This window comes from Ruegeria arenilitoris (assembly GCF_013035315.1).
GTDB classification, from domain to species: domain Bacteria; phylum Pseudomonadota; class Alphaproteobacteria; order Rhodobacterales; family Rhodobacteraceae; genus Ruegeria; species Ruegeria arenilitoris_D.
Genome location: NZ_WQHP01000001.1, coordinates 275,677 through 294,456, shown reverse-complemented (window position 1 = coordinate 294,456; position 18,780 = coordinate 275,677). Strand labels below are relative to the sequence as shown.

The 18,780-nt window shown below is 57.3% G+C and carries 20 protein-coding genes; 9 read left to right on the top strand and 11 right to left on the bottom strand.

Annotated features, from left to right (window positions below; genetic code table 11):
* Window positions 1–33 precede the first annotated feature (33 nt).
* From GOV53_RS01435 to tsf, 5 genes are all read left to right on the top strand, one after another.
* Window positions 34–216: a DUF3553 domain-containing protein gene (locus GOV53_RS01435; protein ID WP_170424898.1), complete on the top strand. Its 183-nt coding sequence runs from the start codon at window positions 34–36 to the stop codon at window positions 214–216.
* 97 nt (window positions 217–313) lie between these two features.
* Window positions 314–1,069 (top strand): GNAT family N-acetyltransferase, encoded by a 756-nt coding sequence (locus tag GOV53_RS01430; protein WP_170463708.1) that lies wholly within the window; start codon window positions 314–316, stop codon window positions 1,067–1,069.
* Complete coding sequence (locus GOV53_RS01425) at window positions 1,056–1,910, top strand: lysophospholipid acyltransferase family protein (RefSeq protein ID WP_170463706.1); 855 nt, start codon at window positions 1,056–1,058, stop codon at window positions 1,908–1,910. The genes GOV53_RS01430 and GOV53_RS01425 overlap by 14 nt, the downstream gene beginning before the upstream one ends.
* Window positions 1,911–2,078: 168 nt before the next feature.
* Window positions 2,079–2,870, top strand: a complete 792-nt coding sequence (gene rpsB, locus GOV53_RS01420; protein ID WP_170424888.1) for a 30S ribosomal protein S2 — start codon at window positions 2,079–2,081, stop codon at window positions 2,868–2,870.
* A gap of 77 nt (window positions 2,871–2,947) precedes the next feature.
* The gene (gene tsf, locus GOV53_RS01415; protein ID WP_170463704.1) at window positions 2,948–3,823 is read left to right on the top strand and encodes a translation elongation factor Ts; all 876 of its coding nucleotides are present in this window, start codon (window positions 2,948–2,950) and stop codon (window positions 3,821–3,823) included.
* Window positions 3,824–4,189: 366 nt separating this feature from the next.
* Here the strand turns inward: tsf and GOV53_RS01410 are convergent, their stop codons facing one another.
* The 3 genes from GOV53_RS01410 to GOV53_RS01400 all read right to left on the bottom strand — a co-directional run bounded on the left by GOV53_RS01410 (window position 4,190) and on the right by GOV53_RS01400 (window position 6,497).
* On the bottom strand, window positions 4,190–4,945 hold the full coding sequence (locus GOV53_RS01410; protein WP_170424882.1) for a helix-turn-helix transcriptional regulator: 756 nt from the start codon (window positions 4,943–4,945) through the stop codon (window positions 4,190–4,192).
* On the bottom strand, window positions 4,942–5,391 hold the full coding sequence (aroQ, locus tag GOV53_RS01405) for a type II 3-dehydroquinate dehydratase (RefSeq protein ID WP_170463702.1): 450 nt from the start codon (window positions 5,389–5,391) through the stop codon (window positions 4,942–4,944). Before aroQ ends, GOV53_RS01410 begins: the two co-directional genes overlap by 4 nt.
* A 104-nt stretch (window positions 5,392–5,495) precedes the next feature.
* Window positions 5,496–6,497 carry an NADPH:quinone oxidoreductase family protein gene (locus tag GOV53_RS01400; protein ID WP_170463700.1) on the bottom strand — a complete coding sequence of 334 codons (1,002 nt, stop codon included), beginning with the start codon at window positions 6,495–6,497 and terminating at the stop codon, window positions 5,496–5,498.
* 137 nt (window positions 6,498–6,634) lie between these two features.
* Here GOV53_RS01400 and GOV53_RS01395 point away from each other — a divergent pair, with 137 nt between their 5' ends.
* Both GOV53_RS01395 and GOV53_RS01390 read left to right on the top strand, forming a co-directional pair.
* Window positions 6,635–7,453, top strand: a complete 819-nt coding sequence (locus GOV53_RS01395; RefSeq protein ID WP_170463698.1) for an SDR family oxidoreductase — start codon at window positions 6,635–6,637, stop codon at window positions 7,451–7,453.
* A 14-nt stretch (window positions 7,454–7,467) separates the two neighbouring features.
* Window positions 7,468–8,502, top strand: a complete 1,035-nt coding sequence (locus GOV53_RS01390; RefSeq protein WP_170463696.1) for a phosphotransferase — start codon at window positions 7,468–7,470, stop codon at window positions 8,500–8,502.
* Between the two features lie 5 nt (window positions 8,503–8,507).
* Here the strand turns inward: GOV53_RS01390 and GOV53_RS01385 are convergent, their stop codons facing one another.
* A complete protein-coding gene (locus GOV53_RS01385) occupies window positions 8,508–9,116 on the bottom strand; it encodes a 2-hydroxychromene-2-carboxylate isomerase (RefSeq protein WP_170463694.1) in 609 nt (202 codons plus the stop codon).
* Between the two features lie 240 nt (window positions 9,117–9,356).
* On the opposite strand from GOV53_RS01385, the gene GOV53_RS01380 reads away from it, so the two are divergent.
* Complete coding sequence (locus GOV53_RS01380) at window positions 9,357–10,532, top strand: serine hydrolase domain-containing protein (protein ID WP_254439144.1); 1,176 nt, start codon at window positions 9,357–9,359, stop codon at window positions 10,530–10,532.
* Window positions 10,533–10,581: 49 nt separating this feature from the next.
* Complete coding sequence (locus GOV53_RS01375) at window positions 10,582–11,451, top strand: acyl-CoA thioesterase (RefSeq protein WP_170463690.1); 870 nt, start codon at window positions 10,582–10,584, stop codon at window positions 11,449–11,451.
* On the opposite strand, the gene GOV53_RS01370 is transcribed toward GOV53_RS01375, so the two are convergent.
* The 7 genes from GOV53_RS01370 to pstC all read right to left on the bottom strand — a co-directional run bounded on the left by GOV53_RS01370 (window position 11,448) and on the right by pstC (window position 18,726).
* Window positions 11,448–12,215 (bottom strand): SDR family oxidoreductase, encoded by a 768-nt coding sequence (locus tag GOV53_RS01370; RefSeq protein WP_170463688.1) that lies wholly within the window; start codon window positions 12,213–12,215, stop codon window positions 11,448–11,450. The genes GOV53_RS01375 and GOV53_RS01370 overlap by 4 nt on opposite strands.
* A gap of 120 nt (window positions 12,216–12,335) precedes the next feature.
* Window positions 12,336–13,565: an acyl-CoA dehydrogenase gene (locus tag GOV53_RS01365; protein WP_170463686.1), complete on the bottom strand. Its 1,230-nt coding sequence runs from the start codon at window positions 13,563–13,565 to the stop codon at window positions 12,336–12,338.
* A 128-nt stretch (window positions 13,566–13,693) separates the two neighbouring features.
* Window positions 13,694–14,383, bottom strand: coding sequence for a phosphate regulon transcriptional regulator PhoB (phoB, locus tag GOV53_RS01360; protein ID WP_170424856.1), 690 nt, complete (start codon window positions 14,381–14,383; stop codon window positions 13,694–13,696).
* Window positions 14,384–14,395: 12 nt separating this feature from the next.
* Entirely contained in the window at window positions 14,396–15,097 is a 702-nt protein-coding gene (gene phoU / locus GOV53_RS01355; protein WP_170463684.1) for a phosphate signaling complex protein PhoU, read from the bottom strand.
* Window positions 15,098–15,113: 16 nt separating this feature from the next.
* Complete coding sequence (gene pstB, locus GOV53_RS01350) at window positions 15,114–15,902, bottom strand: phosphate ABC transporter ATP-binding protein PstB (RefSeq protein ID WP_437436787.1); 789 nt, start codon at window positions 15,900–15,902, stop codon at window positions 15,114–15,116.
* Between the two features lie 23 nt (window positions 15,903–15,925).
* Window positions 15,926–17,257 carry a phosphate ABC transporter permease PstA gene (gene pstA, locus GOV53_RS01345; RefSeq protein ID WP_170463682.1) on the bottom strand — a complete coding sequence of 444 codons (1,332 nt, stop codon included), beginning with the start codon at window positions 17,255–17,257 and terminating at the stop codon, window positions 15,926–15,928.
* Complete coding sequence (gene pstC, locus GOV53_RS01340; RefSeq protein ID WP_170463680.1) at window positions 17,254–18,726, bottom strand: phosphate ABC transporter permease subunit PstC; 1,473 nt, start codon at window positions 18,724–18,726, stop codon at window positions 17,254–17,256. Before pstC ends, pstA begins: the two co-directional genes overlap by 4 nt.
* Between the last annotated feature and the right edge of the window lie 54 nt (window positions 18,727–18,780).

Genomic DNA, 18,780 nt, shown 5'->3' with positions numbered 1-18,780 from the left:
CTGTTGTATCTGCCGCCGGACCGGAGCTCGAACATGACAGACCTTAATGCTATTCTTGCACCGGGCATGTATGTCCGCCACCCCGATTTCCCCGATTGGGGCATTGGACAGGTACAGTCCAACATCGCTGGCAAGATCACCGTGAATTTCCAGGAACAGGGAAAAGTGGTGATTGACGGAAATCGCATCGCCCTGACGCCCGTCTTTGATCCGTGAAACTGGTTTAAGATTGGTTAACGCCTGCAACAGCGCCGCCGGTTGCCATTCTCCCGAAATCTGCGGTATCAGCGCGCAAACAAGAACGGAAACGCCGATGCCGGATGCAGGCCCCACTTTCACCGTCAAACTCGCAGAGTCCGAGGCCGAATTGCGCGCCGCCCAAAGGCTGCGCTACGACGTGTTTGTCCGCGAGCTGGGCGGCGGCGGTGAGATGGTAGATCATGAGGCCGGGTTGGAGCAGGACCGCTTCGATCCCTACTTTGACCACATGCTGGCCTATGACGATGCGACAGGCGAAGTTATTGGCGTTTACAGACTGTTACCCGGTGAACGTGCAATGGAATTGGGACAGTTCTATTCCGAAGACGAATACGACCTGACCGTCCTGAAACAGAGCGGCCGTAAGCTGCTGGAGCTTGGCCGCTCTTGCCTGCATCCTGACTATCGCGGTGGCACAGCGATGTACCACCTGTGGAACGGTTTGGCCGCCTATGTAAACGAGCGCCAGATCGAGGTTCTGTTCGGGGTCGCCAGTTTTCATGGCATCGACGTACAGAAACTGGCGCAACCGCTGTCGATGCTGCACCACAATCACCTCGCGCCAGAGGACCTGAGGGTTCGAGCGCAACCGGATGTGTTTCAATCCATGGATCTGGTCGCGCCCGACGCGCTGGATCGACGCGCGGCGATGGTGCAGGTCCCTGCATTGATCAAAGCCTATCTGCGGCTTGGCGGCTTTGTGGGCGAGGGGGCTTTCATCGACCATGCCTTTAACACCACCGATGTTTGCCTGATCCTGGATACCGCGCGTATGAACGAACGCCAGCGCCGCATCTATGGCGGAGCCTGAGCCGGTGTCCGAACCACTTTGGGATAGTGAGGACGCACCCGACCCAATTGAACTGGGTGTGCTGGGTTGGCTTCTGGTGATCCTTCGAGGCGTGCCGCTTGCATTGCTGGTTTTTGGCGGGCTGATTGTCCTGCTGGCCGTCCGCCTTGTCGAATACCCGCTGTTTGGTCTTCGCCGTCCGGTCACGCCGTTCATCGTGCAGTTTGTCTGCCGCAATGCACTTCGGCTTTTGGGCATCGGTATTCGTTACTCTGGGGATTTGATGACCGAGAGGGGTGCCGTGGTTGCCAACCACACGTCCTGGCTGGACATCTTCGCGCTCAATGCGCGCAAACGGGTCTATTTCGTATCAAAGGCCGAAGTCGCCAAATGGCCCGGCATCGGCTGGCTGGCCCGTGCGACCGGCACCGTGTTCATTGAGCGCGACCGGAAGAAGGCCCGAGAACAGACACAGGTGTTCGAGGAACGCTTGAAAGCGGGGCACAAGCTGCTGTTTTTTCCCGAGGGCACATCGACCGACGGCTTGCGGGTTTTGCCATTTAAAACAACGCTTTTCGCCGCGTTCTTCGCGGATGAGCTGCGGGATTTCATGTATGTGCAGCCGGTCTCGGTGATCTTTCATGCGCCCAAAGGCCAGCCCGACAGGTTCTATGGCTGGTGGGGAGATATGGAGTTCGGGCCGCATCTGCTCAAGACCTTGGGCGCGCGCCGGCAAGGATCGGTTGAGCTGATCTATCACGCCCCGGCCAAGGTAAGTGACTTCGAAAACCGCAAAGCACTGGCCGCGCATTGCGAAGAGGCCGTGCGCCATGCACATTCTCTGGCGCGCCTTGAAAAATAAGGGCGATTGGCCCTTGCACTGCATTCAAACCTGCCGTATACGCGCGCCATTCAAACCCGCAGGCGGGGTTTGGGCTTTGTAGGGGAGACATCCTTATCTGGCCCGCCGGTTGGAGCATCCGCTTCTTTCACCCCCGCCGAGGCGTAAACCGGAAAAGGAAAGAATAGCATGGCTCTTCCCGAGTTCACCATGCGTCAGCTGCTGGAAGCTGGCGTTCACTTTGGTCACCAGACACAGCGTTGGAATCCCCGCATGGGCCCGTTCATCTACGGCTCGCGCAATGGCATCCACATCATGGACCTGACCCAGACCGTTCCTATGCTGGACCAGGCTCTGCAGGCCGTTCGTGACACCGTTGCCAAAGGTGGCCGCGTTCTGTTCGTTGGTACCAAGCGTCAGGCCGCTGGCCCGATCGCTGAAGCGGCTGAAAAGTCGGCTCAGTACTACATGAACCACCGCTGGCTGGGCGGCACGCTGACCAACTGGAAAACCGTTTCCCAGTCGATCAACCGTCTGAACCAGATCGACGAAGCCATGGAATCGGGCGCCGAAGGCCTGACCAAGAAAGAGCGTCTGGGCATGGAACGTGACCAGGCCAAGCTGCAAGCTTCGCTGGGCGGTATCCGTGAGATGGGCGGCGTTCCTGACCTGCTGTTCGTCATCGACGTCAAGAAAGAAGCACTGGCCATCGCGGAAGCCAACAAGCTGGGTATCCCGGTTGTGGCTGTTGTCGACACCAACTGCTCGCCCGACGGTGTTGATTACATCATCCCTGGCAACGATGACGCAGCCCGCGCAATCTCGCTGTACTGCGATCTGGCCGCTCGTGCCGCTCTGGACGGTATGACCGCTCAGATGGGTGCAGCAGGTGTTGACCTGGGTGCCTTCGAAGAAGCTCCGGTTGAAGAAGCCGTTGCAGAAGAAGCCCCGGCAGAAGCAGAAGCATCTGCCGAAGCGTAAGCTGCCCGTCACGTAAATGACATATGGGGCAGGGTATGACCTGCCCCAATTCCGTTTGAATTGAGGAGAGCCTAAAGATGGCAATCACAGCAGCAATGGTTAAAGAACTGCGCGACTCGACCGGCGCAGGCATGATGGACGCGAAAAAAGCGCTGACCGAAACCGGCGGCAACATGGACGAAGCCGTTGACTGGCTGCGTACCAAAGGTCTGGCGAAAGCGGCCAAAAAATCCGGCCGTACCGCAGCCGAAGGTCTGGTTGCAGTACACGTCGACGGCGGCAACGGTGTTGCTGTTGAGGTGAACTCGGAAACCGACTTCGTCGCGAAGAACGCCGAGTTCCAGGAAATGGTTGGCAAGATCGCTTATGCAGCTGAAGGCGTCGCAGATGTTGACGCACTGCTGGCGGCCGATCTGGGCGGCAAGACCGTTGCAGACACCCTGACCGACAAGATCGCCACTATCGGCGAGAACATGTCGGTGCGCCGTATGGCCAAACTGTCGGGCGACACCGTTGTGTCCTACGTCCACAACGCGGCCACCAACGGCATGGGCAAAATCGGTGTTCTGGTGGCTCTGACCGGCGGTGACGAAGCAATCGGCAAACAGGTTGCAATGCACATTGCAGCTGTGAACCCGGCAGCTCTGTCCGAAGCGGACATGGACCCGGCTGTTGTCGAGAAGGAAAAGCAGGTTCAGATGGACATCGCCCGCGAATCCGGCAAGCCGGAGCAGGTGATCGAAAAGATGATCGAAGGCCGCATGAAGAAATTCGTCGCGGAATCGACTCTGCTGAACCAGTCGTTCGTTGTGAACCCTGACCTGACCGTTGAAGCAGCCGCCAAAGAAGCAGGCGCAACCATCACCGGCTTTATCCGTCTGGAAGTTGGCGAAGGCATCGTGGTCGAAAAAGAAGACTTCGCAGCCGAAGTTGCTAAAGCAGCCCAAGGCTAAGCCTGACAGAGGCCCTGCAAGGGGCCTCAACCAGCGCAAATTGGAAAACCGACTACGGAAACGTAGTCGGTTTTTTCGTGCGTATTAAAGCACTTGTCCATCACTCACTTGAAGAGATTGAGGGGCCCCGCAGATGGGGATGGTCGAGGCCCCTCAAAGATTCCAACACAGAAACGCGGAAAAATAAACGCCCTTATGCCAGAGTGATCGGAGAGCCCTGAAATTGCAAAGATCCGACCAAAATGTTCCCAGGCTAAAGCCACCACTCACGGAACAATATCACTTTGCAACTGGGCCCCAGATTCGGGAAGTCATGATTTCCTTACCCTACGTAAATTGACGCAAATTAGCGTCAAAAAGAACACGTCAGGCTTCCATGATGAACATCTGATTCTGCAGCGACGCCTTAAGGACCGCCTGTGCCGTTGTTTCAACACACAGCGCCTCACGCGCGAGCCTTAGGTGTTTTTCGACAGTTGCCGCAGTCAGCCCCATGAGCAGCGCGATGTCCTGGGTGGTCTTACCATCGCCGACCCATTCCAGCGCCTCGCGCTGGCGTTTCGTCAGCGCCCGGTTGGGTGCGTTATAGGGCAGGGTGAGGATCTTCAGATGCGCGACGTTGTTCATCAGCAGGATGTCTTCGCCATGTTCGGCCCACACGGCGTCAACCTCTTGCTGACTGCGCCCGCCACCTGCTGAAAGGGAAATGGCCCCCTTTGATCGCATAGAGACCGAAGTGAAGCTGACCGTATAGCCCGCAACCACGCCTTTTGAGCGGTTGAATTCGTAGACCCGACGCTCCTCGGCGCTCATTGAGCCGTCGGCGCTCATATCCTGGATCATTTTCCAACTGGCCGCGCCCTCGTTGTTCAGCGCCCATTTCAACATCGGGGCGTTGAAGTACAAGCCGTCACGCAGAAAACCGTCCAGATAAGCCTTTCCGTGGTTCGTCAGAATCGTAAAGTCTTCGGGGTCGCCCAAAGAGGTTTCCGTTCTGTAGCGCGTATAGCCATAGAGCAAGCGATCAAATCCGAACTTCGCCATCTGACGGCAATGGGCATCCCAAAGCTCTTCCAGCGTCTTCACGTAGCTGAGGAAATTCAGATACTCGCTTAGCTTCATACAGCCCCCTTGTCCCGCAAGTGCGCAGACAGCGCATTTAGCGCCACAACATAGCTCTGCAACCCAAACCCGCAAATCTGGCCGAGCGCGACCGGAGCGATGTAGGACTTATGGCGGAACGGTTCGCGCGCGTGGATGTTGGACAAGTGAACCTCGACCACAGGCAGCTCAACCGAGCTGATCGCATCCATCAACGCGATAGACGTGTGGGTATAAGCCCCGGCGTTCAGCACGATACCGTCCTGTTTGCCCTTGGCAGCATGGATGGCGTCAATCAGAACGCCCTCATGGTTCGACTGGAGATACGACACCTCCAACCCAATAGAGGCGCCGTGGCTGACACAGGTTTCTTCAACCATTTTCAACGTTGTATGTCCGTAAACCTCAGGTTGCCGTGTGCCCAGCAAGTTCAGGTTCGGACCGTTCAAAATCAGAACTTTATTCATCAATTCACTGTCCTCGTTACCGGTTCATAAACGTGAATAGGTATGAATGTCCACCGGCCCCGGATCATACGACCGGCACCTGTGTGGAAGCGACCCACCTCAGTTCAGTTTTCCGGCATAGTGACCACAACCTTCCCGAGCACGGTTCTATCGTTCAAAAGTGTCAGGGCTTCGCTGGCCCGATCCAAGGAAAAACGCGCACTGATCTGCGGTTTGATCTGAGCTTTTGCGTAGAGGTCAAACAATTCGCTGATGTTTTCGCTGTGGCCCTTGGGATCGCGAAAAACCGAAGCACCCCAGAAAACGCCCACGACCTGACACCCTTTCAACAACGGCAGATTGAGCGGAATTTTCGGAATGCCTGCGGGAAAGCCGACAACCAGAAACCGTCCACTCCACGCCATGCTGCGCAACGCAGGTTCGGCATAGTCACCCCCGACAGCGTCATACACGACATCAACACCATTCGCGCCCGCCAATGCCTTGATTTCAAAAGAGAATGCCTTTTGCGCGTCCCGGTCCATGTCTCGGGAATAAACGATGGTTTCGTCCGCACCGATCTGACGGCAAAACTCGGCCTTTTCCTCTGACGACACAGCGGCGATCACGCGCGCTCCCATCGCCTTGCCAAGCTCGATCGCAGCGCTTCCGACACCACCCGCAGCGCCCAGAACCAACAGCGTTTCCCCGGGTTGCAACGCGGCGCGGTCTTTCAGCGCGTGATACGAGGTGCCATAGGTGAAGATAAAGCAGGCCGCGTCTTCAAACGGCATCGTATCGGGAAATTTGATGGCAGAGGCCGCCTTGACCGTCAGCCGAGTGGCAAAACCTCCATGTCCGGTCAGCGCAAGAACCCGGTCGCCGGGCTCAAACCCCGTTACGCCTTCGCCAACTGCCAGAACCTCGCCCGCGATCTCTCCGCCCGGGGCGAAGGGACGGGGCGGTTTGATCTGATACATGTCCCGGATCATCAGCGTGTCGGGGAAATTGACCCCGGCTGCTTTGACGCCGACCAGCAACTCGCCTTTTTTAGGTTCGGGATCGGGCAGTGTCGTCAGTTCCAATGTGTCCGGCCCGCCCGGAGCGACGCTGAGTAAAGCTTGCATAATGATCCTGTTGTCCTTGTTATTCAGTTTAGGAGGAACTTTGGCGCAGCAGCGGATGTTGTCAAGAATTCAGCGGGATGGAAGTCTCGCCCATGACCGCCGCGCACGTCTACACGCAAAAAACCGAGGAGCAGACCATGACCCCTGAAACCTTATTCTCACTGCAGGGCAAAACCGCGCTTGTGACCGGCGGCGCCACAGGGATCGGCCGGATGGCGGCCGAAGCGCTTGTCAGGGCAGGGGCCCGCGTCCTGATCGCATCGCGCAAGGGAGACGCGTGTGAGGCAGTTGCCGCTGAGTTAAACGCGCTGGATGCGCCGGGCCATGCCGAAGGTTTCAGCGGCGATGTCGGCACGGAAGAGGGTGTTCAGGCTATGGTGGACGAGGTGAAGAGCCGGACAGACACCATTGATATCCTGATGAATAATGCTGGAATCACATGGGGGTCGCCCATGGGTCAGTTCCCTTATCACGCCTGGGAAAAGGTCATGTCGATCAACGTAGCGGGCCTGTTTGAACTCACGCAGCGCTTGTTGCCGATGCTGATGAAATCAGGAACGCCAGATGACCCGGCGCGTGTCGTCAATATCGGCTCGGTAATGGGCGAGGTTCCTATGGGCGACGGAGCTTATAGCTATTCCGCCTCCAAAGCCGCAGTACTGCACCTGACCAAAATTCTGGCAAAGGAGCTTGCGCCGTACCATGTCACCGTCAACGCCCTTGCGCCCGGACCGTTCGTCTCGCGCATGACTGCCTTTGCGACAGGCGATGAAGGAACCCGCGACAAGGTTGGCAAATCGGTGCCGTTGGGACGCGTCGGACGGGACGAAGACATCGCCGGTTGCATGCTGTTTCTGTGCGGACGCGGCGGGAGCTACGTGACCGGGGCTGTGATCCCTGTGTCCGGCGGCATCAACGTCGTGACGGCTGGTAACATCTTTGCCGAAGCACTTTAGAGTGTGGTGTTTAGATGTCTGAAAAAGATACGAAATCACAACTCGACCTCAACGCGCTGGATGCCTATCTCAGTGCACATCTGGACGGTTATCAGGGTCCGCTCGAAGCCACGAAGTTCGCAATCGGCCAGTCTAACCCAACGTTCGAGCTGGGCACTCCGGCCAAAACCTACGTGCTGCGCCGCAAGCCGCCGGGCGTGCTGTTGAAATCCGCGCACGCCGTTGATCGAGAATTTCGCGTGCAAACCGCGTTGACCGACAGTGCCGTTCCAGTACCGCGCATGATGTTGCTTTGCGAGAATGACGACGTCATCGGCTCGGCTTTCTACGTGATGGAACGACTGGAGGGGCGCGTGTTTCTGGAGCCCACGATGGACGATGTCGACAAGGCCACTCGCACCGGTGTGCTGGACGAGATGAACCGCGTGCTGGCCGATCTGCATGAGGTCGACGTCGATGCAGTTGGCCTGTCGGACTACGGCCCGCCGGGGAACTACTTCGAACGTCAGATCGCGCGCTGGACCAAGCAGTATCGCGCGTCAGAGACCGCAACCGTCCCTGAAATGGACGAACTGATCGTGGCACTTGAGACGTCCATCCCCGAAGATGACGGCCAACGCACCCTGGTGCACGGCGACTATCGCATCGACAATCTGATGTTCGAACAAAACGGGACCCGCTGCATCGGCGTTCTGGATTGGGAACTGTCGACAATCGGCCACCCCTATGCAGATCTGGCTGCGGTGATCATGCAGTGGCAACTGCCCCCCGGAAAAGAGGGGCGCGGTCTGGCCGGCGTCGACCGCCAAGCGCTAGGATTGCCATCAGATCAAGAGTTTATCGCACGATATTGCGACCGCCGGGGAATACCGGGGATTGACAATTTTGGGTTCTATCTGGCCTTCAACTTCTTCCGAATGGCCGGGATCCTACAGGGAGTCTACAAACGCGCACTGGATGGAAACGCCTCAGACCCCAAACGCGCACAGGTGTTCGGAGCATACGTTCCAATCTTCGCGCAACACGGGCTTGCCGCGTTGAAATCCTAGGCCTTTCAGGCTGACGCCTGAGACAGCTCCAGTTCGAGGTTCGTCAGGCTGTTTTTGCCAAAGAACATCTCGGTGCCCGCAAACATGGTGGGCACCCCGAAAACACCACGTTTCACCGCAGCTTTGGATTGGTCCTTGAGCCGCTGCTTGATCTCGGCATCGGTCATTGCCTCCCGTATCTTGCGGGCGGGCAATTCGTTTTCTTGCAGAATATCCATCAGCACACTCAGCTCATCCACCTTTTGACCATGCACCCAGATCGCATCAAATATTGCGTCTATATACTTGGATTCCCAGGCTTTACCGGACGCAAACAGAGCACCTCGCATGGCAAACTTTGTATTCACCGGGAAGTGCGGACTCATGTGAAAGCTCAGCCCACGTCGTCTTGCATAGCGATGCAGGTCATGGGTCAAATAGGCAGTCTTCTGGCGGTTTTCCGAGAACGCCTCGAACGGGTTTTGGTTGTTGGTGGCCTTGAAAATCGTTGGCAGCAACACCGGCACGTAATTCAGGGCCTGATCATGCTTGTTCGTCACTTCGGGCAAAACCTTATGTGCCAAATAGGCATTGGGGCTGCAGAAATCGAAAAAGAACTCTATGGGCTGCGTCATGGTCTGCCTCCGATAAGACGATCAACGAATTGTACTCAGAACCACCAGGCGAATCTGTAACGCGTTCAGTGTAACAGTTGCGCGAAGCGGGACGCAGCATCTGATAACCCAACTGCGAATTACCCTGTTAATTCAGTGCTTCACCAGCCATGATTGGACAATTGTGCCCAGGAGGTTCCGTCAACTATGTGCAGCCAGTCGAGTTTTGATCCTGACCGTTTAAATCGTATACGGGACTGGATGCAGCGCTATGTGGACGATCGGAAGTATCCCGGCAGCTCATTGCTGGTGACGCATCGCGGGACCGAGGCGTTTTTTCATGCCTGCGGCTTTAGAAGCGTTGAACAGGGCCTGCCGTTTGATCGCGATACGCTGGTGCGCATCTATTCGATGACGAAACCCGTCACCTCGGTCGCAGTGATGATGCTTGCCGAGCGCGGATTGTTTCACCTTGACGCACAACTCTCTGACTTTCTGCCAGAATTCGGGTCCATGCAGGCCCTCCTTCCGGGAGCAGAGTGTTTGGATCAGATTGAGGACGCGCCGCCTCCGACGCTGCATCAATTGCTGACGCATACCAGCGGTTTCAGCTATCCGTTCAACCCCGGAGTTCTTCCAAAGGCGATGGACGCGCGGGATCTGATCTTTGGCCCCGATCAGGGTCCCCTAAAGGATCGCATCCACGCGCTGGCGAGCCTGCCGCTGGCATTTCGGCCCGGCAGTCGATGGGAGTATTCGGTTTCTACCGATGTTCTTGGCCGTGTCGTCGAGGTGGTTTCGGGTCGGTCTCTGGACCAGTTTCTTGCGGCGGAAATATTTGAGCCACTCGGCATGACGCAAACCGGCTTTGCCGTGCCCAAAGGGGCAGGGGATCGGTTTGCGTCGCTCTACACTCCGCTAGCCGGGGATGCGATGGCTTTGAACTCGGCGGAAACCGGAGACGATACGCTACGCCTGACGGATCAGGCTGGTACGTCGCCATTTGAACGTACGACCACATTCTCGGGCGGTGGCGGCTTGATCAGTACAATCGATGACTACGCCAAGTTTGCCGAGATGATACGAAATCGGGGGCAGGGCAACGGCAACAGATTGCTGAGCCCTAAGACGGTGGACTTCATGTTGCACAACCACTTACCGGGCGACATTGCCTCGATGGGACCGCAGAGTTTTGCCGAGCAACCGATGGAAGGTATGGGTTTTGGTCTGGCCGGTGCGGTCGTTGTGAACCCCGGTAGAACGCGAACAGCCGGGTCCTTGGGGGACTTCAGCTGGGGCGGCATGGCGTCGACCTTCTTCTGGATCGACCGCTCTAACGATTTTTCGGTCGTGTTTTTCACGCAGCTGTCTCCGTCCAGCTCTTATCCATCGCGGGCCGAACTAAAGGCACTTGTGTTGGGCGCGTTGATTGAATGACAAACGCCGCCCTGATACGCCTTGCCCATAGCCAACCGGAGACTCGCACATGACCGAAGCCGAACGTGTCCTTCTGGACCTTTTGGACCTTGAAAGACTCGAAGTGGATTTGTTCCGGGGCACAGGGTCGGGGGGTGAAACACCAACCCGGATCTTTGGCGGACAGGTGGTTTCCCAAGCTTTAGCAGCGGCGTATCGAACGGTCGACGATCGCATGTGCCATTCTTTGCACGCGTATTTCATCCGTCCAGGAGATCCATCTATTCCCGTTATTTATCAAGTTGATAGAGCGCGAGATGGAGGTTCTTTCACGACCAGGCGCGTCGTAGCCATTCAGCATGGAAAACAAATCCTGAACCTATCCGCGTCCTTTCATATTCTGGATGAAGGCTGGGATCATCATCACCAGATGCCGCAGATGGAGGCACCGGAAAGCTATCCGTCTCGCACTGAACTACGTGAAAAATACGCTCCTTTGCTGCCAGAGAAACTGCGCATGGAACTGACACGCGAACGCCCGATTGAGGTGCGTGAGGCCAGTCATCTTGATCCGTTCAAACCGGAAAAGTCAGATGACCAAAATCAGGTCTGGTTCCGCATGCCCGGAGCCGCCGGAGCGGATGCTGCCACACAACAACTTCTGCTGACTTACGCGTCGGATATGTACTTAATGGGTTCGGGCATGCGACCGCACGGGCTCAGTTGGTTCACAGGCGAAGTCAACGCGGCCAGTCTGGACCATGCAATGTGGTTCCACGCGCCAATTCACTTTGAAAACTGGCACCTGTATTCAATGGATTCCCCGTGGAGCGGGCGAGGGCGCAACTTCAACCGAGGATCGATCTACGCGCAGGATGGCACTTTGGTCGCTTCGGTCACGCAGGAAGGCTTGATGCGCAAGGCACAGCCCAAGTCTTAGGAACCCTCGATAAACGCTTGATTTAGCTTTCGCATTCCGCCCAGCCAACGATCATAGTCGCCAGCTTTGTGCCGGATGTAATCCAGCACCTGGCCGTGCGGCAGAATTAGGAACTGCTCGGCCTCGATACCATCGACACAGGCCTGAGCCACATCTTCGGGCTCTAGCATTCCGTCTATGGATGCAACCGAATCCTCATGGCCGCGTGTCATTTCCGACCGGACAGCCTGCGGACACAAAACTGACACGCGCAAACCTTTGTGGCCGTAGGTCAACGACAACCACTCAGCAAACCCAACTGCCGCGTGTTTCGTAACACCATAAGGCGCAGCACCAGGTTGGTTGAGCAATCCGGCAGCTGAGGCCGTCGTCATAATGTAACCGCCGCCGCGTGAGATCATGCGCGGCACCAGATGCCGCGCAGTCCAGACATGCGACATAACGTTGATCTTCCAGATCCGGTCCCAGTCTTCGTCCGGCACATTCAAACCGCCAAGCGTCAGAATACCGGCATTCGCACAGAACAGATCAATCGGAGCGATCTGATCTTCGACGTGATCGATCAGTGCCTTGATACTGTTTTCATCCGCGACGTCGCAGGTAAACGCATGGCCACCAATTTCCTTTGCGACGGACCGGGCGGCAGCCGTGTCGATGTCGGCGCAGACAACCGTGGCACCTTCGCGCGCAAAGCGGATGGCCAGACCTTTACCAATGCCATTCGCGGCACCGGTTACGACGACAGTTTTACCGTTCAGGTGCATCCAAACCTCCGTAAGACACGTTCAGGAAAGGATCCTAAGGCATTGGCGATATGAGGAAAGCCCCAATCGCGCAATGCCATTTATTTAACATAATACCGATTACACGATATTTAGAATATCCTAGTAGAAGGCCTGCAAACCAGTCTGCGCCCGCCCCAGGATCAATGCGTGTACGTCATGCGTCCCTTCATAGGTGTTCACGGTTTCCAAATTGACCATATGGCGGATCACCTGAAACTCCAGCGAGATGCCGTTGCCGCCGTGCATGTCCCGTGCCATGCGCGCAATATCCAAGGCTTTGCCGCAGTTGTTGCGTTTCACGATCGAGATCATCTCGGGCGCAGCTTCGGCTTCATCCATCAGACGTCCAACGCGCAAACTGGCTTGCAGGCCCAACGCGATTTCGGTTTGCATGTCTGCCAGCTTTCGCTGGAACAGCTGCGTCTGCGCCAGAGGCTTGTTGAACTGCTTGCGATCCAATCCGTATTGCCGTGCTCCGTGCCAACAGCATTCCGCGGCCCCCATGACGCCCCAGCTGATCCCATAGCGCGCGCGGTTCAGACAGCCGAACGGACCTTTGAGACCTTGGACGTGTGGCAGCAAAGCGCCCTCGTCCACTTCGACGCCGTCCAGAACGATTTCACCGGTGATCGAGGCGCGCAGGCTCATCTTGTTTTGAATCTTCGGCGCACTCAGCCCTTTGAGGCCTTTGTCCAGAACAAAGCCGCGGATCTTGCCGTCATGCGCGTCGGACTTGGCCCACACGATAAACACATCAGCAATCGGAGAGTTCGAGATCCACATCTTGCTGCCGGTCAGACGATAGCCGCCGTCGATCTTTTCAGCGCGGGTTTTCATGCCCGCCGGGTCCGAACCCGCATCAGGTTCGGTCAGGCCAAAACACCCGATCCATTCTCCGCTTGCCAATTTCGGAAGGTATTTCCGGCGCTGTTCTTCGCTGCCATAGGCATAGATCGGATACATCACCAGCGAGCTTTGCACCGACATCATCGAACGATAGCCTGAGTCCACGCGTTCGACTTCGCGCGCGACCAGACCGTAAGACACATAACCCGCGCCCAGACCGCCATATTCTTCGGGAATTGTGGTGCCCAGCAGGCCCATTTCGCCCATTTCGCGGAAGATTTCAGGGTCGGTTTCTTCGTTCTGAAAGGCTTCCAGAACACGTGGCTGCAGCTTTTCCTGCGCATAGGCCTGCGCACTGGCGGAAATCATACGCTCGTCTTCGCTGAGCTGATCCGCTAGTCGGAATGGATCGTCCCACGAAAAAGAGCCCATGTCTGGTGCATCTTTGGCGCGCAAAGTCGGTTTTGTGTTCGGGGCGTTCATCTTGCTTCTCCGCTAAATCAGCTTTGCCGCAAGGTAACCTGCCGACATCGCAAAAAACAGTCAGAGTTTCACATCGAACTATGAGTAAACTGCATAGAACAGGGCGTAACCGCCCTGCCCTGATTGTATCACCCTAAGGCGTAGCCCGCCCCGCGCACTGTGCGTACTGGGTCTTCGCCGCCATGCTGCGTCAGCGCTTTGCGAAGACGACCGATGTGAACGTCAACCGTTCTGGTATCGACATAGATGTCGCGACCCCAAACCCGATCCAACAGCTGCTCGCGGCTCCAGACACGGCCCGGTTTTTCCATGAACGTGCTCAGCAGACGAAACTCGGTCGGGCCCAGTTTCAACGGCTTGCTGTCACGGCTAACCTTGTGAGTTTCCGAGTCCAGAATGATGTCATCGAACTCCAACCGGATTCCGACTGTTGCCGGACGCACACGGCGCAGCTGTGTACGAACGCGGGCCATCAGTTCCACAACCGAATATGGCTTGACCACATAGTCATCCGCCCCGGTTTCTAGCCCGCGCACCTTGTCGACCTCTTCGGATCGAGCCGAGAGCATGATGATCGGGATCGAGCGCGTGTCGGGCCTTGTCTTCAATCGACGGCACACTTCAATGCCGCTCAAGTTGGGCATCATCCAGTCCAGAACGATGATGTCGGGACTATCCTCATCCACCAGCAACAAAGCCTCATCGCCGCTGGCCGCCTTGGAGACACGAAACCCTTCGGCTTCGAGGTTGTAGGCCAGCACTTCGCGCTGGGCCAGTTCATCTTCGACCACCAGAACTGTAGGTTGATCAGCCGACATACCCAGGTACTCCTATACGGATTGCGACGTGATATCGGCCTTGGGCCGCGCCTCGGTCGGGCGTTCACCGGTCACCAGATAGACCACCTGTTCTGCAATCGCAGTCACGTGGTCGCCCATACGCTCGATATTCTTGGCGATGAAATGCAGGTGCATACAGGACGAGATGTTGCGCGGATCCTCGGCCATAAAGGTCAGGAATTCGCGGAACAGACCGTTGTACATCTGGTCGACTTCTTCGTCGCGGTTGATCACATCGGTGGCCAGTTCGGCATCCCGCTGGATGTAGGCGTCCAGCGCGTCGCGCAGCATAAGCTCCACCTCGCGCGCCATACGGCGCAGAGCGGCGGCGCTGCCATTGATCTCACCGGCGTTGACCAGAACCGTGGTGCGTTTTGCGATGTTTTTCGAATAATCGCCGATCCGTTCAAGGTTGCCAGAAACCTTCAAGACGGATAGCACAAGACGCAGATCGCTCGCCGTCGGTGCCCGCAAAGCAATCAGGCGCGCAGTCTCTTCGTCGATCAGCTCTTCCAAAGCATCAATGGCCTTGTCGCCCTGACGCACTTCTTGCGCCAATTCCTCGTCGCGTGTTTCCAACGACCGGGCGGCTCCCATAATTGCGGCCTCGACCAGACCACCCATTTTCATGATATGGGCCTGAATCGCCTCGAGATCGCGATCGAATGCAGATGCAATATGTTGTTCGCTCATGTTCAAATACCTGTCCTCAACCGATACGGCCGGTAATGTAGCTTTCGGTGCGGGGATCTTCGGGATTAGTAAAGATCTGACCGGTTTCACCGAATTCGACCAGATTGCCCAAGTGGAAGAATGCTGTCTTCTGGCTGACCCGTGCGGCCTGCTGCATCGAGTGCGTCACGATCACGACCGAGTAGCGCGAACGCAGCTCGTCGATCAGTTCCTCGACCTGAGCGGTCGCGATCGGGTCAAGCGCCGAGCACGGCTCGTCCATCAGCAGAACCTCAGGCTCGGTCGCGACGGCCCGTGCAATGCACAGACGCTGCTGCTGACCACCTGACAGGCCGGTGCCCGGAGCATCCAGTCGGTCCTTAACCTCATCCCAAATTGCGCCGCGGCGCAGGGATTTTTCAACGATCTCATCCAGTTCGGCCTTGTTCTTGGCCAAGCCGTGGATGCGCGGGCCATATGCGACATTGTCATAGATCGACTTGGGGAACGGGTTCGGTTTCTGGAACACCATCCCCACCTTTGCGCGCAGCTGCACCGGGTCGACCCGTTTGTCATAGATATCTTCGCCGTCCAGCTTAAACGAGCCCATGACACGGGCGATGTCGATCGTATCGTTCATCCGGTTCAGACAGCGCAGAAAAGTCGACTTACCGCAGCCGGACGGACCAATAAATGCCGTGACAGTTTTGTCTTCGATATCGACATTCACATCTTTGATGGCGTGGGTGTCACCGTAGTACACTTGGCAGTCACGGCACTCCAGCTTGATAGAATTGGTGTCCACTTGTCTCTCCACTCGCGACATATCGTTCATAGTAGTGCCCTTCCTTACCAGCGGCGTTCAAAGCGGCGGCGCAGGATGATTGCGATGATATTCATGGTCAGCAGGAACATCAGAAGAATGATAATTCCGCCCCAGGCTTTTTCATAGAAGCCAACGTCCGCCCGTGCGGCCCAGGTATAGATCTGGGCAGGCATGGCCGAGTTCGGCTCGGTAAAGCCGGCCAGGAAGCCGTCGGGGTAACCGCGGGCAACAAAGCCCACCATCCCGATCAGAAGCAGCGGCGCGGTTTCACCCAAGGCCTGAGCCAGACCGATGATGGTTCCGGTCAGGATACCCGGTGCGGCCAGAGGCAGCACATGGTGGAACACGGCCTGCATTTTCGAGGCCCCTACCCCAAGTGCGGCATCGCGGATCGACGGCGGAACCGCCTTCAACGACGCGCGGGTCGAAATGATGATCGTGGGCAGCGTCATCAGCGTCAGAACAAGCCCGCCAACCAGCGGCGCCGATTGCGGCAGGTGCATGAACTGGATGAAGACCGCCAGACCCAGAATACCGAACACAATGGACGGAACCGCCGCAAGGTTCGAGATATTCACCTCGATCAGGTCGGTAAACTTGTTCTGCGGTGCGAACTCTTCCAGGTAGATCGAGGCAGCAACACCAATCGGCAGCGACAGGACCAGAACCACCAGCATCATGAAGAACGAACCAACGACCGAGGCACCGATACCGGCCCCGCCGGGGTTGTCCACACCGGAATCCGCTCCGGTGATGAAGGGCCAGTTGAAAGCTTGCTTGATGATCCCCGCCTCTTTCAGCGCGTCGACCAGATCAAGGTCGCTCAGCTGAAGGAAACGGCTGTCTTGGAGCGTATCGCGCGACACGCGGCCCTTGAAATACCCGTCCACCCGGCTTGAGGCGGCCAGATCGAACATGATTGGTTCACCCAGCTTGTCAGGGTTATCGGCATAGAAAGTCCGGATCGTGCCCCCGACTTTACCCAAAAGGCGCTCGATGGCGGCTTCGTCAAAGTCGACATTGATACCGCTTTCGGCCAGTTCCTTGTTCAATTCAGCGATGAACAGGTCAGAATAGGCCTTGGTTTTAAAAAGTGTGCCCTCTGCCTCTTCGCGTTGTTCCGGCGTCAACGTGAACTCAACGCTTACAACGGTGCGGGTGAAGGCTGGAATGCCCTCTTTCAGGATCGATGCGAAGAGCACGACCAGAAAGAACAGACCGGTTGCGATGGCAATGATGCCGTAAAAGCGAAAGCGCTTTTCAGCCCGCGCCCGCTTGCGTGTCCGCTCATCCGTCGCCGTGAGCGATGTGCCGCGACGACCCGTCTCGGGGGTTTGCATGCTGGCGTCGGTCATTCGTACTGCTCCCGGTACTTACGCACGATGTAAAGGGCGAACACGTTCAGCCCCAGCGTTAGGATGAAAAGGGTCATGCCGAGCGCGAACGCAACCAGCGCCTCGGGGGACGCAAAATCCGCGTCACCGGTCAGCTGGCTAACGATCTTGGCGGTCACCGTTGTCATGGCTTCAAACGGATTGAGGCTGAGCCGTGCGGCCGCACCTGCCCCCAGAACCACGATCATAGTTTCCCCAATGGCGCGCGAAGCCGCCAGCAGGATCGCACCGACGATACCCGGCAGCGCGGCAGGCAGAACCACCTGACGGATGGTCTCGGACTGAGTGGCGCCAAGGCCATAAGACCCGTCGCGCATCGCCTGCGGCACCGCGTTGATGATGTCATCTGACAGGGACGACACAAACGGGATCAGCATGATGCCCATGACCAGGCCCGCCGTCATCACGGCCGTACCGGCCTTCATCCAGCCCAAACCGTTGTCGCCAAACACGTCCAGCAGCAGCGGACCAACTGTCAGCAGCGCGAACAGACCGTAGACGATGGTGGGGATACCGGCCAGAACCTCAAGCAGCGGCTTGGCAAAGGCCCGAACCCGCGGCGACGCATATTCGCTAAGATAGATCGCGGCGAACAGGCCAATCGGAACGGCGACCAGAAGGGCGACAATCGAGATGTAGAACGTGCCCCAAAGCAGCGGGATGATCCCAAGCTCGGACGAGCCGCCACGGCCAGAGAAGCTGGGCGACCATGTGGTGCCGAAAAAGAAGTCGGACGCGGGGTAGAGTTTGAAGAACTCCCACGTGTTGAACACCAGCGAAAGGACGATGCCGATCGTGGTCAGAATGGCAATCGAGGCAGCGGCCAGCAAAAGGACGCGGACGCCCTGCTCTACCACATTGCGCGCGCGGTAATCCGCGTGGGTTTGCCACCACCCAATCGCTGCTCCGGCCAATGCCAGCAGGATCACCACGACAGACATGGCGCTGTAACCGACAGCGTTCATGCTCGTATAGCTTTGGGCCGCGTTCAGGATGGGCTGCGTGATCTCGGAGGTGACGACCTGACCCGCGTCTTTCAGACCTTGCGTTACGACAGCGACGTCCGCGTTCGGATCACGGGCGACCGAAGCTGGCAACTGACCCTGAGAAACCGCCGCGTCCAGACCGGAAGCTGCCCGACGAACCTCGGCCATGACCAGGCTGCGCGAGGAGCCTTCCTTGATCGCTGTATCCGGGATCATGCCGGACACCTGGGAATTGACGTAGAGAGGCTGCACCAGCAGCCAGATGATCAAAAGACCAAAGGCAGGCACCATGGTTTTCAGCATAACATTCGCACCGTAGAAGTTCGGCAGCGAATGCAAGCCACGTATGTCTCCGCCCGCGCTCTGCAGCGCACGGGACCGCCCCATTACATAACCGACCACCGAAATTGCGGCGACGATCAGAAAGAGCCAAAGAATTGGCATGACACCCTCACTGGTCTCGATTGAAAGTTCAAAGCAGCACAGGGGCGACCGAAA

What these genes read in the sequence shown, in the direction of transcription:
- GOV53_RS01435 (WP_170424898.1), top strand. Translation starts at nt 34, where the DNA reads ATGACAGACCTTAATGCTATTCTTGCACCGGGCATGTATGTCCGCCAC.
- GOV53_RS01430 (WP_170463708.1), top strand. Translation starts at nt 314, where the DNA reads ATGCCGGATGCAGGCCCCACTTTCACCGTCAAACTCGCAGAGTCCGAG.
- GOV53_RS01425 (WP_170463706.1), top strand. Translation starts at nt 1,056, where the DNA reads ATGGCGGAGCCTGAGCCGGTGTCCGAACCACTTTGGGATAGTGAGGAC.
- rpsB (WP_170424888.1), top strand. Translation starts at nt 2,079, where the DNA reads ATGGCTCTTCCCGAGTTCACCATGCGTCAGCTGCTGGAAGCTGGCGTT.
- tsf (WP_170463704.1), top strand. Translation starts at nt 2,948, where the DNA reads ATGGCAATCACAGCAGCAATGGTTAAAGAACTGCGCGACTCGACCGGC.
- GOV53_RS01410 (WP_170424882.1), bottom strand. Translation starts at nt 4,945, where the DNA reads ATGAAGCTAAGCGAGTATCTGAATTTCCTCAGCTACGTGAAGACGCTG.
- aroQ (WP_170463702.1), bottom strand. Translation starts at nt 5,391, where the DNA reads ATGAATAAAGTTCTGATTTTGAACGGTCCGAACCTGAACTTGCTGGGC.
- GOV53_RS01400 (WP_170463700.1), bottom strand. Translation starts at nt 6,497, where the DNA reads ATGCAAGCTTTACTCAGCGTCGCTCCGGGCGGGCCGGACACATTGGAA.
- GOV53_RS01395 (WP_170463698.1), top strand. Translation starts at nt 6,635, where the DNA reads ATGACCCCTGAAACCTTATTCTCACTGCAGGGCAAAACCGCGCTTGTG.
- GOV53_RS01390 (WP_170463696.1), top strand. Translation starts at nt 7,468, where the DNA reads ATGTCTGAAAAAGATACGAAATCACAACTCGACCTCAACGCGCTGGAT.
- GOV53_RS01385 (WP_170463694.1), bottom strand. Translation starts at nt 9,116, where the DNA reads ATGACGCAGCCCATAGAGTTCTTTTTCGATTTCTGCAGCCCCAATGCC.
- GOV53_RS01380 (WP_254439144.1), top strand. Translation starts at nt 9,357, where the DNA reads ATGCAGCGCTATGTGGACGATCGGAAGTATCCCGGCAGCTCATTGCTG.
- GOV53_RS01375 (WP_170463690.1), top strand. Translation starts at nt 10,582, where the DNA reads ATGACCGAAGCCGAACGTGTCCTTCTGGACCTTTTGGACCTTGAAAGA.
- GOV53_RS01370 (WP_170463688.1), bottom strand. Translation starts at nt 12,215, where the DNA reads ATGCACCTGAACGGTAAAACTGTCGTCGTAACCGGTGCCGCGAATGGC.
- GOV53_RS01365 (WP_170463686.1), bottom strand. Translation starts at nt 13,565, where the DNA reads ATGAACGCCCCGAACACAAAACCGACTTTGCGCGCCAAAGATGCACCA.
- phoB (WP_170424856.1), bottom strand. Translation starts at nt 14,383, where the DNA reads ATGTCGGCTGATCAACCTACAGTTCTGGTGGTCGAAGATGAACTGGCC.
- phoU (WP_170463684.1), bottom strand. Translation starts at nt 15,097, where the DNA reads ATGAGCGAACAACATATTGCATCTGCATTCGATCGCGATCTCGAGGCG.
- pstB (WP_437436787.1), bottom strand. Translation starts at nt 15,902, where the DNA reads ATGTCGCGAGTGGAGAGACAAGTGGACACCAATTCTATCAAGCTGGAG.
- pstA (WP_170463682.1), bottom strand. Translation starts at nt 17,257, where the DNA reads ATGACCGACGCCAGCATGCAAACCCCCGAGACGGGTCGTCGCGGCACA.
- pstC (WP_170463680.1), bottom strand. Translation starts at nt 18,726, where the DNA reads ATGCCAATTCTTTGGCTCTTTCTGATCGTCGCCGCAATTTCGGTGGTC.